Annotated in this window: 7 protein-coding genes; 2 read left to right on the forward strand and 5 right to left on the reverse strand. The window is 39.1% G+C overall.

Features of this window, described 5'->3' with window-relative positions; all coding sequences use genetic code 11:
* Nucleotides 1-742: 742 nt before the first annotated feature.
* Both IL355_RS10915 and IL355_RS10920 read left to right on the forward strand, forming a co-directional pair.
* Nucleotides 743-3,910, forward strand: a complete 3,168-nt coding sequence (locus IL355_RS10915) for a SusC/RagA family TonB-linked outer membrane protein (protein ID WP_192462165.1) — start codon at nt 743-745, stop codon at nt 3,908-3,910.
* Between the two features lie 18 nt (nt 3,911-3,928).
* Nucleotides 3,929-5,740, forward strand: a complete 1,812-nt coding sequence (locus IL355_RS10920; protein ID WP_192462166.1) for a RagB/SusD family nutrient uptake outer membrane protein — start codon at nt 3,929-3,931, stop codon at nt 5,738-5,740.
* 276 nt (nt 5,741-6,016) lie between these two features.
* Here the strand turns inward: IL355_RS10920 and IL355_RS10925 are convergent, their stop codons facing one another.
* The 5 genes from IL355_RS10925 to IL355_RS10945 all read right to left on the reverse strand — a co-directional run bounded on the left by IL355_RS10925 (nt 6,017) and on the right by IL355_RS10945 (nt 17,220).
* Nucleotides 6,017-8,767, reverse strand: a complete 2,751-nt coding sequence (locus IL355_RS10925; RefSeq protein ID WP_192462167.1) for a family 78 glycoside hydrolase catalytic domain — start codon at nt 8,765-8,767, stop codon at nt 6,017-6,019.
* A gap of 87 nt (nt 8,768-8,854) precedes the next feature.
* Nucleotides 8,855-11,056 carry a beta-galactosidase gene (locus tag IL355_RS10930; RefSeq protein WP_192462168.1) on the reverse strand — a complete coding sequence of 734 codons (2,202 nt, stop codon included), beginning with the start codon at nt 11,054-11,056 and terminating at the stop codon, nt 8,855-8,857.
* A 28-nt stretch (nt 11,057-11,084) separates the two neighbouring features.
* Nucleotides 11,085-11,978 carry an alpha/beta hydrolase gene (locus tag IL355_RS10935; RefSeq protein ID WP_192462169.1) on the reverse strand — a complete coding sequence of 298 codons (894 nt, stop codon included), beginning with the start codon at nt 11,976-11,978 and terminating at the stop codon, nt 11,085-11,087.
* Nucleotides 11,979-12,080: 102 nt separating this feature from the next.
* Entirely contained in the window at nt 12,081-13,643 is a 1,563-nt protein-coding gene (locus IL355_RS10940; RefSeq protein WP_192462170.1) for a RagB/SusD family nutrient uptake outer membrane protein, read from the reverse strand.
* 16 nt (nt 13,644-13,659) lie between these two features.
* Nucleotides 13,660-17,220: a SusC/RagA family TonB-linked outer membrane protein gene (locus IL355_RS10945; protein WP_192462171.1), complete on the reverse strand. Its 3,561-nt coding sequence runs from the start codon at nt 17,218-17,220 to the stop codon at nt 13,660-13,662.
* Nucleotides 17,221-17,288: the final 68 nt, after the last annotated feature.

Genomic DNA, 17,288 nt, shown 5'->3' on the forward strand with positions numbered 1-17,288 from the left:
AAAATAATGACCTACATGTCGCAATGACAACACCTTAAAGTAAATAAACTTATAGTGTTTCGGCAAAAATCGGAATACTAAAGAAGATTTATACAGCGATTTACTGTATAACTTTCCATTTTGAATGCACATTTATATGACTCCATGATGTTACGATGTTACTATGAATATGGTAAACAAGTTCCGTTCGTGAGGTTACTTAATGATTGACAGATTGACACAATCTGTTCGTCTTTTTCGAACCATACCATACGATTCTCTCCAAATAATTTAAACAATTTAAAATTTTAACATTTTTAACATTTTGAGTATGAATATTTTGTGTAGATTTAACACTTATAAAAATATTACTCATTCCCCTGTAAGTGCATTTGTAGGAAGTCCAATAGGGTTCCAACAGAAATAAGCAAAAAATCGTTATTGAATATTTTTAAGAATAAAGTAGCATTCGTTTGATGCACCACTTTCTTAATTCAATTATTATAAATATTTGCGTCTTTATTTTTCGATTAATCTAATAATTATAGCACATACTAACCAATTCTTTATTTCTGAGCTTAATATTAACTTGAAAACCATTTATTAAATCTTAAAATTTATGTAGAAGATATCTGTACACCTCAATTGTTTTTTACCTGAAATGATAAATGGGTAATTACATATTTTTCTTTAGAGTAAGAATAATCTGAATTTATAAAACACATCTAAAATGTTAAACATAACCTAAAAACTTAATTAGAATATGGAATTCAATCAACCAAAACCACCTTTTTCTGATGTAAGAAAACACTTTTTAGTGATTTTCTTGATATTAGCATCCACCTTCGGGTACTCACAAAATGATAGAACTATTTCTGGCACTGTGAGAGATGATATTGACCAGCCTTTACCTGGGGCAAATGTTCTGGTAAAAGGAACTACAATTGGGACACAGACTGACTTCGATGGAAACTTTCAAATAAATCTGCCCAGTGGATCCAATACTCTAGTGGTTTCTTATATAGGATATAAGAAAATCGAAGTAGATGTGACCGGTAAGTCCGGTGTTCAGGTAAAAATGGAATCGGATGCTGCAGCCCTGGATGAAATCGTTATTCTTGGCTATAGTAGTCAAAAAAAGACAACGGTTACCGGGGCCATTAGCACTATGAAGGGGCAGGAAATCGCAGAAATTCCAGTAGCGAATGTTTCACAATCCCTTGCAGGAAGGGTCTCGGGGGTGAGTATGCGACCAAACGGCGGTGGCCCAGGCGGAGACAATCCGGATATACATATTAGGGGGATTGTCAGTACAGGTAACAACAGTCCTCTCATAGTGGTAGATGGCATACGTAGAGACAATATCAGTCAAATTGATCCAAACAGCATAGAGACTATTACCGTACTGAAGGATGCCGCAGCGGTCGCACCCTTTGGTATTGGTGGTGCCAATGGGGTTATTTTGATTACAACCAAAAAAGGAAGTGCAGGAAAACCAATCGTTAGCTTTAGCACTTCTTATGGCTTTCAAAGCCCAACATATTTGCCGGAAATGCTCAATTCACAAGACTACATGAGCCTACAAAACGAGGGGTACTTCAATTTGAACCCAAATGGCACTACTCCACCGAACGACCCTGATCTAGTAGCTAATTATCCTCGTTTGAACCTGCAAGACCCTTACAGGTATCCAGATTCCAATTTTGTGGATGTTTTCAAGAAAAATGCAGAAGTTAGAAATAACAATATTCAATTGAGCGGTGGGTCAGACGCTATAAAATACCACGCGAGTGTAGGGCACTTTAGTCAAAAAGGAATATTCAAACCTATAGGTTATGAGAGGTATAATTACAGCCTTAGCTTAGACGTTCAAGTAGCACGCAAAACCAAAGCGGGTATGTCGTTATACGGTTCTATCGAAGATACCGACGGGATAGATGCCGATGAGTCATTAACTCATCTTATGAGGAGTTTCTATAAGTTCGTGCCAACCCAAACCTTATTATATCCTGAAGGTGATAAATGGGGCGAATCATCGGCAAGCTCACCTCTGGGAGTACTTAATTCCAATGGGTATAGAAAAGATGAAGACAATACCTTATTAAGTTCTGCATACATAGAGCAAGAATTACCTATACCAGGATTAAAGGTAAAAGGTGTTTTTAGCTATGACCCTACCACCAATAATGATAAATTATGGCACGTTCCTTTTATTTATCACAATATTGATTTATCTCAAGAGCCTTATACCTACACGGAGGCTATTTCTCTTCAGGAAGGAAATGGACAACCATACACTTGGTTACAAGTAGAAAATAGAAGGTCAAAAAATTTCACCTACCAGGGGTACATCAATTACGATCAAATATTTGGCGACCATAGTATATCCGCTCTTTTTGTAGCAGAGGCCAGAGAAACCAAAACTGATTTCTTCAATACACGAAGAAATAATTTTGCAGTGGAAATTGATGAGATTAGTCTGGGTAGCTCAAATAAACTTGATTATGACAACGCAGGCTCTTCCGGTACGGCAAGTGAACTTGGGTATGTCTATAGGCTGGGTTATACCTATAAAAGTAAATATATTTTAGAGGCTTCGGGTAGATACGACGGTCACTATTCATTTGGCCCTGATAATAGATGGGGGTATTTTCCGGCCTTTTCGGCAGCCTGGCGAGTTTCCGAAGAAGATTTCATGCAAGAATCCATAGTAAATAATTTAAAATTAAGGGGGTCATGGGGAAAATCGGGCAACTTACCCTATATAAATGGAGAGTTAGCCGCTTTTCAATATTTGGCCGGATATGATCTTAGAGGAAATGCGTATGCCTTTGGCAATGGAGCATTGGTACAGGGATCTAGAGTTCAGAACGAGGCCAATCCAAATATTACTTGGGAGATATCGACCAAACTTGATGTTGGCTTTGATTTGAGTCTGTGGAATAGTCTTATCAATATTGAATTTGACTATTTTCATGAGGACAGAACAGGTATGTTACTACAGCCTCAGGTTACATTACCGGCAGAATATGGCCTATTGCTTTCTCAAGAAAATAAGGGTATAATGGATAACAACGGCTTTGAATTCAGTATTGGCACCCAGAAAGATTGGGACAACGGACTGCGCTTAGCCATTACCGCAAATATGAGCCATGCAGAGAATAATATGATTGAGGTATTTCAATCAGATGCACAAGCTGCAAACCCCAATAGAACAAGAGTGGGGAGACCGTTTGGAACACCTTATGGCTTTAAATCTTTAGGCTTGTTCACCACAGCTGAAGATATCAATGGAGATGGTGTCATAAATACAACTGATGGCTATAATGTAGAACAGTTCGGTGAGTTACATCCTGGAGATATAAAATATGCAGATTTAAGCGGTCCAGAAGGTGTTCCCGACGGAAAAATAGATGCCAACGATAATACAGTGATCGGAAACCCGGTGTATCCTTCTACAACCTATGGTCTGAATACAAATATTGGATATAAAGGTTTTGACCTATCACTATTCTTTCAAGGATCCGCCAATTCTGATATTAACATAAGAACTTTCTTAACATCCCCTTTTGAAAATAATGGTAGCAACACATCTTATGAATATTTTAATAATCGATGGACATTGGAAAATCAACAGGCTAAATACCCCAGAGCCACACCGTCCCCTGCTTCAAATAATACGCAAGCGTCTGATTTTTGGATGGTAGATACGGGATATCTTCGTCTCAAAACAGCTGTACTTGCTTATGAAATTCCGAGAAGTGTGACAGAAAAATTGAAAATCTCTTCCTTGAGATTTCATTTGACAGGACAAAATATTTTAACATTCAGTAAACTTGACTTTATTGATCCAGAATTGGGTTACGATGATCGCGAAACGGCTTATCCTGTATCGAAATCATTAGCCTTTGGTATAGATGTTTCCTTTTAACCATAAACTTCAAAAAATATGAAACCTTTGATATATAAAATTAAGACGATAGGCATGTCTGTAATGATGACTGTAGTGGCCCTTTCGTGCGATAGTGAAGAATTTTTAGAAAATGAGAATAAATCAATACTGACCGATCAAACACAGTGGCAGTCAGAGGCTAATGCCGATATTTTTATAAATGACGTATATAGTGAAATACCTAGGGTCTCAACTCTGGCCGAGCAATTAGATTATTATTCCGATGATTATAATATAAGCCATTATTATACTTCATCTAATTGGCGACAAGGTATTGCCCAAGCCCCAGGATCCAGTACTGATAACCCTTGGGGAGGCACTCATGGCCCCACCAACGGATACACTTGGGAATCTTTCTTTATAAAGCTGCGAAAATGTAATACCGGTCTTCAGAAACTTGAAGAGAACAAGGAGAATTTCTCAGATGAATATTACAATAAACGAGTAGATGAACTTCGATTTTTAAGGGCCTATTTCTATAGTGAGTATTTTATGCATGTGGGTGGACTGCCTATTTTAACGGTTCCCTTAGACCGTAACACCATGACAGAGGATGAATTGCTTACACCAAGGTCAACTTTTGAAGAAACATTCAATTTCATTACAGAGGAATTAGAGAGTATAATGATCAACAATTCATTAAGTATAAAATATGAAAATGGAAATGCTGATGCAGGGCGTGCAACTTTAGGTGCTGCATTGGCTTTAAAAGGATGGATAGAGCTCTTCGCAGCTAGTCCATTATTCAATAGCGGTGAGACTTACCTTCCTGATCCCGAAAATTTTGTGCATTTCGCCTCTGCTGATTCAGAACGTTGGGCAAAAGCAGCTGCCACCAATAAGAAGTTTATAGATGAGTTTGGCGGCATTTACGATTTATTCAGTGATCTTCCCAACCTTTGGAGAGCCTCAAATGAGTATAATTCTGAAATAATTTGGGATAGACAAATAGTGGCCAATGTTGGAGGAATGGGAACGGACTATGAAAGACGAGGAGGGGTTACTTATGTTTTAGGGCAGTACATGACCTGGGGCAACTACAACCCTACGCAAGAATTAGTAGATGAGTTTTCAATGGATAATGGAAAGGATATCACCGACCCAACATCTGGTTACGACCCGCAGAATCCTTATGTAAATAGAGAAAAGAGGTTTTATGATTTTATAGTCTTTGATGGTGCAACCTATAAGTTGGATTGGATGCCAGAGGAAGATATTATCTATACACGTATAGACAAAACGTATGCGAACCCCGATAATACGAATCAAATTGATCTTGCAGGATCTACCGATGCAGGTGATTCTGGTTACTATCAAAAAAAGCGATTGAATCCGGATGCCGCCCCTGGAAGCGATGCCAGCGGTCAGAACGACGTTTTTTATAGGTATGCAGAGGTATTATTGAATTATGCAGAGGCTCAGAATGAAGCGGTAGGTCCGGATCAATCAGTCTATGATGCTATCAATCGTATTAGAAATAGGTCTAGTTTACCGAACTTGGAAACTGGTTTAAGCAAAGAGGAAATGCGCGATGCAATACATAAGGAGCGAAGAGTTGAACTTTGCTTTGAGAATAAGAGGTATTTGGACAATAAGCGTTGGCAACAACAAGAAGAAACTATGGGTGTACCACGGCATAACATGGTCATTAGAAATTCAGTTCCTTCTGACAATTCTGGTATTTTAGTCTATAGCGTAGAAGAAGAAGTAAAGTACACTGCCAAATTTGAGGCTAAGCAGTACATGAGTCCAATTCCACAAAATGTAATTGACCAAAACCCTAACGTAAAGCAAAACCCAGGTTATTAAATTAAGATATCTATAATTTTGTTAGTTTGATTTTTCCCTGGTGAAATTATATGTTTTATCAGGGAATTTTTATTCTTATATCTTCATTTCATTCTGTCGAGTTTATTAACTATTATTCCATTAAGGTGTTTTGATCAATCTTACTAGATTGATCAAAGATTTTATGCTTCCACAGAGAAAAGACTAAAGCTAAAAATAATGTTCTGTTTGAATTGTAAACTTTATAATTTCCTTTAAAGAGAATTGAGAGGTTTAAAGAACACTTTCCTTCCGGTATCATTCTGTTTTAGAACTAAACTTATATTCCCCACTCTTTACGCTGTAGACTGCATAACTATCTGTTTTGCGTAAAAAAACAACTCCATTTTTTATATCGGGAAGTTCATCATTTTCCAACACCGTAGACTTTTTCTCTAATGGCACATAAACGGTTGCTTTGCAACCAATAGGTACGGTGATATTCATTTCAAATTCACTTGGTTTATTCTCCCAATTTATTCCAGCCCTTCCATACGGTGTATTGTTGGTATAGCTCACATATTCTAAATCATCTATGATTTGAGGCTTGAAAACGATATGCCTGTAGGCTGGTGTGTTGGGGTCTGTTTTCATTCCTGCTAAATTACGATACATCCAAACCAGTCCGCCACCAAACATCGGATGATTGTGTGACCCACTATTGTCCCAAGCCTCTCTAGTTGTTGTGGCCCCTAACGATAACCAGTAACCATAACTAGGCTCGTCTATTTTATTTATAGCGTCATAAGCTAAATCATTAAGGCCATTTTCCGCTAATACCTCAAAGAAATAACGAGTGCCATAAATTCCGGTATCCAAATGACCTTCATTATTCTTTATACTATTTATTAAAGAATTTTTAACGGTAACGTACTGTTCTTCAGGAACCCCCATTTTAAGTGCAAATATATTTCCCCCTCCATCGCCATAGGTACCTGTTTCAGGATCATAAAATTCTTTGTAGAAAGCATTTCGTGTTTCTTGCGCTAATCCCCTATACTTGAGGTAATCATCTTTTTTCCCTAAGACTTCTGCGGTTTTCATTGCAATTTCCAAGCACCTCCACAAATAAAACGTATGGACCAAATCATCTCTCAACAATTTACCCGGAGCTTCCCATTCTCCTAAATTAAACCACTTTAGTACTTCTCCGTTTGATCCCTTTCGTTGTGAATACATGACTCCATCTTCGTTAACCCATGTTTTCATATATTTTATATACTCTGTCATCGGTCCATAACTCATTTCAAGCAAATCCCTATCCCCATAGTGCAGATAGAACTCCCATGGCATTATAGAAACAGCTGCTCCCCATGCCACCCCACCGCCACAGCCTGGTTGCCAGGGCGCAGCATTGGGTACATACCCCGTATGCACATTTTGGGCCTCTATAATATCTTGAATCCACTTATTATAAAAATTTTTCGCATCGTACGTTTGCATGACCATTGAACAGGCTACTTGCCCATCTCCTGTATATGCTGAGCGTTCACGATGCGGGCAATCACTAACTATTCCCCCATGCATATTGTCTATCTGGCTTCTTCTCCAAATTTTATGGATATCATTTAGCAGCCGATTTGAAGTTTCAAAGGTTGCCGATTCTTCAATGAGCGTGTTTACCGCTTCAGCGGTTATATTTTCAGCTTTCAACTCTCCTGGCCAATTGGTTATTTCTACGCCACTGAATACAAACCAATTAAAACGTGGAGTATACGTTTCTCTACCTTGCCCACTAAGTATGTAGCTATTTTCACCAGAGTAAAGGTTTCCATTGAACGCAATATCGATTTTATGACCTGCCGGGCCTCTTACATTTTTTAATTTTACCCATCCTGAAATCTCTACGCCAAAATCCACTTTATATTTACCTTCGGAAACTTTTTCAATGGACACTGGTTGAATACGCTCTGTTACTTTATCGGTACTTGCAGAATGCGCGACCAATTCTCCTTCCGGAGCCTTTCTGAGCACCACATTTTTCCAGACCGAATCCTTTAATTTTGGACTAGCCCAATCTTTAATTTTCTTTCTAGCATCATAAATTTCCCCATAATATACCATGTTCATAAGAATAGGGCCCTGGGCTATTTTCCATGATTCATCGCTAACTATCACTTCCTCGGTCCCATCTTTGTAAGTAATGTGTACCTGTCCCAAAAATCTTGGACTGCCATAACCTTGGGTCCAAAATTTAGCCGGATTATAAAAACCATTTCCTAAAATACTTCCTATTATATTTTCACCTATTTGCAGGTTATCGGTAATATCATAGGCTAAATACATGACTTTGTATTTACGGAAATCATCTTCTACATTAATTAATGACTTCGACAAATTCGGTCTTTTGCCATAGTTGGTCTGGTTGGGCACCAATACATCGTTCCCAATTTTTTCACCATTGGCATAAAACTCAAAATATCCCAAGCCTGTAACGTAGGCAACTGCTTTGGATATTGGCTTGTTTATGTGAAAGCCCTTTCTTAGAAAGGGTGCCGGTGGACCAAAATCTTTGGGTATGCCATTAGGGCCACCGGCAGGTTTTGGCAATGCTTCCTCGGTTTGCCAAGGGGCTCCTATCCATTTGGCTTGCCAATCATTTTCATTTAGTAAACCCATTCGCCATGTACCTATTTCACTCCAACTTGAAGCTTTTTCATCTACATCCCATACTCTTACTTGCCACCAGCATTCTTGCCGAGAAAGTAGCTTTGTTCCACCGTACTTTACCCCAATAGATTCTTGGGAGATTACTTTTCCGCTATCCCATAAATCAGGTGAAATTAATTTTTCTTCTGAACTTGCCACACGTATTTGATAGGCAAACTGAGCTTGACCTCTTCTATATTTTGGGTCTACCGATATCCAAGCCAAACGCGGATTTTCCGCATCCAACACGGTGGGGTTTCTCATATACTCACAAGTTAGTTGAGTAGGTACTACTTCTGAGAACATCGGTTGGTTGGGATAAAGAGCTGAAAAAAATAAAACGAGTAAAACGCGTAGCATAGTCTATGGTTTGCCGATTAAAATCTGTTTATTATAAATAGTGGTTATCTGTTTTAATGTTAAATGAAAAATATGTTGACGTATGATTTAGTATTCCAATAAGTAGTACATAGTTTTATGGTATTCACCATCAATTTTCAGTCGCCCATTTTCTACGGGAATCTCCTTTTCAGTCAACCTACCCATATGATCTAGAGGTTTAAGTGTTGCTGCGCTATATCTTCCTGAAAAAAGTTCGAACTTCAAAGGTTCCATTTCAATAGGCGCCGTTCCCTTTTTCTTGAGATAGGTCCCATCCTCATTATATTCCATACCTGTGTTTCTGGCACGGCCTACAGCCGTAATTAAAATTTGGCGGCATGTATCGATTCCTTTTGATTGGTCTAAACTTGTAAGGTATATCACCGCAAATTCATTTTCCGTCCTTAACTTCCATCCACCCAAATGAAATGTTTTGTTATTGGTAAATCCGATAATGCCCTTTGTACCTTGCGTATTTATACTAATATATCCCTTTTCAGAATAATCCCATTTAAGTTCATTCGTACTCGAAGTAATACTTTTCTTTTGCCCCATCTCTAATTGCTTTATGGGAAAAGGTTCGGTACTCTTAAATTCATCGGTAAAAACAATAGGTATTTTACCAAATGCAAGTAACTCTGAAGGTATAGAACTTGAAAAGAATTTGTTGTCATAACCTTGCTCGACTTGCTCAATGAACCCTAATTTTCCTTCGGTCAAGGAAGGCATATGCACATTTCGTTCGGCTATAACCGGGGCTTCCGAAATATCACCTCTATAGATCATGGGGGACAGTGCCGGATAAAGCCCCATCTGCAACGGACTGGTAACGTTGTAGACCCCATGTTTAGATTGTATCGTAGGGGTATATTCAGAACCATCCATCGCAAAAGAATACGAGGCGTCCCACCCTTGTAAACCCATACCATAGGTTGCAATAATGGGGGAGGCCTCGGCAGTATATTGATTTGGAATTAGGCTCATCCATTCGGAAAAGGCAAAAGGTCTATCCGCCACTTGCTGCATTCCAGCACTCAATAGGCCCGATCCCGGGTTAGAGACTATAGCCTTATTTTTCACCTTGCCCGTGTCCAGAACATGTTCGCCCGCTCCACCCCCGAAGTAATTGTGCCGATCTATCATTCCTACAGCATAATCTGTATGCAAATTATACAGATGGGAAATACCCGATCCGGCCTGCCAGTTGCTGCCCACAATTACCCCTTTATACCCGGTATTTCTGATAGCTTTCTCAAAACGCTTGTAAAATTTTAATTGTGTTTCATATAAAAAACGCATCTTATCTAACGCGTCTTGAGGTACATCGTTATTTGGGTTTATAGAGGTTTTGTATTCTGAACTAAACTGCCCATGATTGGGAGTTGGGTATATGTTCATTTTAGAAATTGACTCATCTTGCGGCAACTTTTTGCCCCAAGCTATCTTTAATCTTTCATCAGTACCATATTTTTCTTTTAACCAAAGACTAAATTGTTTACTGAGCATTTTTTTATAGGTAGGGGCTTGTTCTAGGGACCTTTCTATTGCCGCCCAAAAAATATCATCTTCATTTTGAAATTCAACAAAACTCAATGCTGGGTCGTCGGCATACCGTAGGCCTGTATATGGGTTCACCCTATTTAACATATTTACGGTCAATTCAATATTTAGGTCTTGTAGGTCTGTTGCGAAATTGACCAATGAAGAAGTACTACCGTTCAGATGGTGCCAAGGATAACTTAGATCCGCTATTTCTTCATATGCTATTAATCTAGAACTATCTTTAGGTTTAACCCTATGCCCATAAATATGTGACCATCCATAGTAAATTCCTCTTTTCTTTAGCTTGTATTGAAAATAATCCATTTTCAAAAATTTCAAGCTATCGGGAATTGTGGAATGCCCCGGATGCGTAGCCTGCCAGGTAAATTTGTGAAAACGGACGCCATTTACACCCATAAACGCCAACATATCAACAAATTTATCGGCCTTGTCGTTATCAACGAACGGTTTATTGCTACAAATATTGACGCCCCAGAACTTAACCGGAACACCATTTTCAAAAGCCAGGTTCTCGCCATTCATTTGAACAAAACCATATTTGCCGGCGGGGGCATCCAACCATTTTTCCATATTGATCAAAGAGGGCTTGGAAAAATCGTTATCAGGAGAAAATACAAACCAATCTAGCGACTTTTTACCTCCGGAACAAGAAGAAATAAAACCTACGGCCAGAATAAAAAATAGATGAACTAGATTGTTTTTCATAGCTTTTTAAGCTCCGTTATATATAGAACTAGTTTTGGTCTTCTCCATTGAACTTTTTATAGAGATTGAACCGTTCTCCATTCAATACCCTTTTGATAAAATTGGAAACCGGTTTTTGATTTTGATAGAAATAGACCCCTGCGTAGGAGTGTTTTCCGCCCTCAAACGTTATTAGCTCGGTGGTTTCGTTTAAACTTTCAAGATGTTTCGCTATCGTATGGGATCCAAATAGCATTAGCCACCCTTTCGTGTTGGGAGCACAGTAATGATGGGAGGCGGTTTTGTAAGGGACTAGCGGATCCGCATCTCCATGAAATCCCATGAAGGGAATTGCACTGGATTTCGTTATCAGATTAAGGTCCATTAGGGCACCAGCTCCAGAAATCACTCCGGCATATTTAAATTCGGTTGGTAATCTGTTTTCATACAATTGCATCTGATTTCTGTTCCAATACGCAGCATGCATGACCGTTTCCGCACCGGCACTGCTACCTGCTATAAAAATTTTTGTTGAATCTAAATTAAGTTCGCTACTTTTCTCTCTTAAAAAAGCGGTAGCTTGCCATAACTGACTGGATGCTATTTGTATCGCCTTGACTTTTTCAGACAAATTTTCGTTACAACCAAAACCTCTTCCCTTCATATAAAGCGAATAACTTATAGTTGCACATGCTATATTATTTTCAACGAGATGTTTAGCCAAATTATGTCCATTTTCACGCTTGCCTGTTACGAAACCTCCGCCATGAACATAAATTACCAAAGGTACTTTTATTGAATCACTGGTTTTGGGCACAAATAAATCCAGCTTCAAGCTAATGGTGTCATTTTTAAAATAGGTCAGTGTTTCAAAATCTTGAGATGCACCGGATACCACAATTGTTAAGCCAGCTATTATGGATAAAATATACTTTTTACTCATGTAGTTCAATTTCTAGTTCAGTCTAGTTCTTTCATGTTTAAATAAAAGGGGCGGCAGAATTACTTTTGCGGCCCCCTTTTTGAAAACTAACTCAAAAAAATATTAATATCCGGGATTATTTTCTAGAATACCTTCATTACGATCAATTTCGGTTTGTGGTAATGGAAACAATAAATGCTTGTTTACATCAAATTGTGAACTAGAAGCTAAATTGGTACTGAAATGTTCATCACTGCCCGTCCAACCCGTTAAATCGAGGTCTCCAGCTTCATGCCATCTTTTCAAATCCCACCATCTTTGACCTTCACCGGCCAATTCAATATATCTTTCGTCCATAATCCATTGCATAATTGTTGCGTTGTTAGTCTCTCCGGTATTATAGTTTGCAGGCGATATGCCGTCTCCGGCGCCAGAAGTAAGTCCCCAATCTCTAGCTCTGGTTCTTATTTGATTAACATGTGCTATAGCGGCAGACGGATTTCCGGATTTTAATTCTGCTTCTGCAATCATGAGAACCAGGTCGCCATATCTAAGAACCCGTTCATTGTTTATAGAACTTTGAAACGGAGGCAGACGCTCATCCAGTTCGTCCGCCGTATATTTTTGAAATATCCGCCCTTCTTCATTGTCATCCGGCCTAAGGAAATAACTAATTCTTGGATCACTGCCAAAGGCGTTCAATAACTTATTGGTAATCAAAAATCTGGTGTTAGCAAGATTACTGACCTGCCCTTTACCGGTTGGGGTCATCATTCCCCTGAACACACTCATATCCTCAACTCCTCTCCAAGCTCCATCGTTATATAAGAATATATTGTTTATAGCTGTGGGAGCAGCCGCTTGTACTTCAAATAGCGACTCTTGATTGTTCTCAAACTGTGCATCAAAATTATCTAAATATCTTGTGTTCAATGTGGCTGTAATGGTATTGAATACAGAAATGGCCTGTGTATAGTCAGCCGTATTGTCGGTATAATTACCCCGAAAAACCAATGCCTTCGCCAACAGGCCCCGTGCCGAATTCTTAGTGGCCCTACCCCTATTACCAGAGTCCCAACTTTCGGGCAATATGCCTATCGCAGTTTGGGCGTCCATTATTACCTGATCCAAAACCTCCAACTTATCACTTTTGGGAGTGTTTGTATTGTTAGCTCCCAGACGTTCGGTAACCAGGGGAACATTCCCGAAAATATTAAACAAATTGTAGTAGCTATATGCCCTTAAAAAAAATGCTTCTCCCTCCATGAAAGCTATTTCATCGGACCCTTCATAATTGGAAAAATCAACGGTATTGACCTTATCCAAAATCACACTGGTCTTTTGAATCATTTCATAGATATTATCGAACATCCATTCCAATCTTGTATTGGAAGAGTTCATTGAGCCATCAAACAATTCTTCAGCTGTGCGGGTCGCATTGGTTTCGGTGATATCGTCACCCGGTAAAAGCCATAGACTATTGGGCCAATTTGTTCCTGGAACATTATAAAAGTAATAGTCATAAAGCTTGGCATAAGCACCTATCATTACATTTCTAAATTCTATTACATTAGAAAAATAGGATGCTTCCGTCGCCCCCAAAGGTGGGGAATCAACTCTATCGGTATCACAACTGAAACCTACCAACAAGAGAAGACAAACAAATATTTTATATCGATTTTTCATTATATATTTTTTTAAATTAAAAAGTTGCCTTTAAACCGATTACATAGGTTTTTGGGAGTGGAAATTCATCATTGGTCGGATCCAATCCTTTCCAACTATTAATATATATGTTATTCTGGCCTCCTATATATAAGCGAAATGAACCTACAGGATTATTGATTTTATCAAGAAAGGCACTTGGTACAGAATATCCGAATTGCCAGTTGTTCAAACGAAAAAAGGCCGCACTTTCTACAAAACGATCGGAAAACCTATTATTTCCGGCTGGGTCACCAACAACTGCTCTCGGTATGTCGGTATCTCGATTAGAAGGAGTCCACCGATCACTCACAGAAGCGCCAAAATTAACACCCGCACCACTCATATTTTCCAGTGACGCCCGTGCGTAATTATACTTATCTACATCTCCTTCACCATAAAAGTTCGCTGATATGTCGAACCCTTTATATCCTAAATTTAGGTTTATGCCATATGTATACCCGGGAACTGTATTGCCTATCTCGGTCTGATCATTAGTATTTATCTGTCCATCAGGCGTTTCTGTATAAAACCGATCTTCTTCAGTTGGATCACCGTGAACATCTTGAAAATAAATATCGCCAGGTGCTACAAAACTTACATCTTGTACATTGGCATCGGGTGTGGCGGCGTAGAAAGCATCAATCTCATCTTGCGATTGAAAAATGCCCCCTACCTTATATCCCCAGATATGACCCAAAGACCTTCCTTCTTCTACCCTATAGGTTCTTTGAAATTGATTGGTGGCTGAAAGTGGTTGATCATTATACAACTCGGTCACTTCATTTTCCAGAAAACTAATATTAGTAGATATTCCATAGCTGAAATCACCTTTACGATCATTAAACCCTACCTGCAGATCTACGCCTCTATTCTCCAATTTTCCAACATTGAACAAAGGGTCGGAGGTTCCCACGCTTAAGGGGAGATTGACGGTTTGTTGAATACCGTCCTGTTCCCTTTTATAAACCTCCAATGTCATATTCAACTTATAATCGAAAAGTGTGGCATCCAATCCCACATACGACGTTTTTGCCACTTCCCAAACCAAAGATTCATTGGGCAATGAACTTAAGCTCGCAGCTATATAGTAATCGCCAAGCGCATTGCCATCACCAGAGCCCAATCTATAGGACCCAGAACCACCGGCCCTTGACAAATAGGCAAATTGGCCTACTGCCGCCTCATCGTTCCCGGCCTCTCCATAACCACCTCTTAATTTAAGGTCGTTGATAAAACCTAAATTTTCCATGAATTTCTCGCTGCCGATTCTCCAGGCACCCGATACCGAGTAAAAATTTCCCCATCGATAGTCTTCAGCAAAACCCGAGCTAGCATCCCTTCTATAAGAGCCGTCTAGATAATACTTATCGGAATAACTATAACTTAATCTACCTACATAGCCCAGCCAAAAACGTTCGTTCCAACCTAAAAAAGAGTTATTGTTCGCTAAATCATTAGAATACCCTATCCTTTTTAGGTTGTCAATATTAATTAAATTACCACCGTTCAAATTTTTAACTTGAGTGCGTTGAAATTGGTCTTGAACAGCTCCCGTTAGAACAAATTTGTGATCTTCAAAAATCTTTTCATAGGTTGCACTAAAATCAAACTGATAATTATAGATATAATTATTTCTAGTTTCATGATCTCCCAAACTATTGGGTGCAGCAGGGGAGTCGGTAGCAGGATCTTGACCGTCAGGCCTGAAAATGTTGGATCTGTATGTTGTCGTTCTTATTCTGTCTTGTGACGTATAGTCCAAATTTACGCTGCTTCTAAGCGTCAATCCTTTGAAAGGTCGCAATTCAACGTAAGCTTGCCCAAGATGTCTAGTATTTTCAAACAGACTTCTGTTCAGGTCTATACGGGCCAAGTAATTAGACCTAGTTCCTTGTCCGTATATTTTTGCTTGTTGCCAGTCGGCCAACGAAGTGGCCAATACTTCGGCATATCCAAATTGATTCGAAGAATCATAAAGGGGCTGCCAAGGAGGTGCCTGTGCAATATTGGTCAACGATGCTAAGTCTTCGGTATCTTGGGTTTGATAGGCAAATTTGTAATTTACCCCTATTTTCAACCAATTGTTAATTCGAGAATTAATATTAATAGCACTTCGGTAAGTTTCCAATTCGTTACCTACCAAGTTGCTCTCTATATCGTCATAACCGGCAGATACATAATAATCTGTATTTTCCGTCCCTCCCGAAACCTTGAAATCATAGGACAGGGTGATAGCATTTTTTTTGACTAATTCGTCTTGCCAATCGTACGTTCTTGGAGAGCTGATATAAAAAGGGCTTTCGGGATCGAACTGTGGGGAAAACGAAATTCTTCTGGTAACATCATCAGCTGCATCCCTACCGTAAAGTTGATTTTCAATAGTTATGTCGGGGTTTAAATTGTTTGCGTACATCTCTTGTGCCAATGCCCTAAATTCGTTGGTATTCAGCACGTCAAAAGTATCTATGTTCTGAAACCCGGTTCTGCTAGTAAACTCGACCGTAGGTGCTCCTTTTTTTCCTTTTTTAGTGGTGATCAATACTACTCCATTAGCTCCCCTGCTTCCATATATGGCTGCGGAAGAGGCGTCTTTTAGTACCGTTATTGACTCAATATCGTCTGGATTGATCATGGTAAACAGATTAGGTGGCGGGGTATTGCCATTTCTACTTATCAAGTCTAAATTACCGCTGGCCGATGGTGGGGTTATTATTTGTCCATCTATAACGTATAAAGGCTGAGCATTACCCTGCCAGCTTCCAATTCCCCTAACATAAATTTCTGGAGGTGCGTTCGGATCGCCGCTGGAATTGATAACCCTAACTCCTGTCGTATTTCCCTGTAATGCGAATTGGGGCGAAGCAAACGAAGATTTTTCAATATCTGCAGTACCGACCACACTTACCGAGCCTGTCAAATCCTTTTTGCGTTTCTCTCCAAAACCGATAACGACTACTTCGTCTAGATTTGAAGCATTTTCCTTAAGAACAACGGTAATTTCAGATCTTCCGTCTAGGGCAACTTCTTGGCTTTCAAAACCAATGTAACTTATAATTACTTCCGAAGATGGGTCTTCTAATAAAAGTACGAACCTGCCGTCAAAATCGGTTTGTGTTCCATTAGTAGTTCCCTTTTCAAGGATATTGGCACCAGGCAAGGGCTGACCGCTTTCGTCTGTTATTTTACCCGAAAGCTGAAATTGAACCGTTGAACGAATTCTTGTGTCTTGCACCTTTATTTGACCAAGTTGCTTTCTTTTAATATGTATAGTTCTATCGTCGCTAAACTCGTAGGAGAGCCCAATGGGATCTAAAGCATTTATCAATAAATGACTGGTTTTAAGAGTGCCCTTTACCAAATTGACCGCAGGGGCTTCCCTGATGAGGTCGTTTTTATATATAAACTTATATTTCGATTGTTTATGAATAAGGTGCAACATGCCTTTAATGGAAATCGTTTGGTCTTCATCTATAACAATGTAAGCATCTTGCGAAAAACTGGTTTTAGGACTCAGACCTAGGGCAACGGTACAAAATAAAAAAATAAAGACTTTCATAATTATTTTGAGAAATATGCGTTGAAAAGGTTCTAAGGAGTACCTTAAGGAATTATTTTTCATAAATT

It is taken from the genome of Euzebyella saccharophila (assembly GCF_014855495.1).
Classification (GTDB): Bacteria; Bacteroidota; Bacteroidia; order Flavobacteriales; family Flavobacteriaceae; genus Euzebyella; species Euzebyella saccharophila.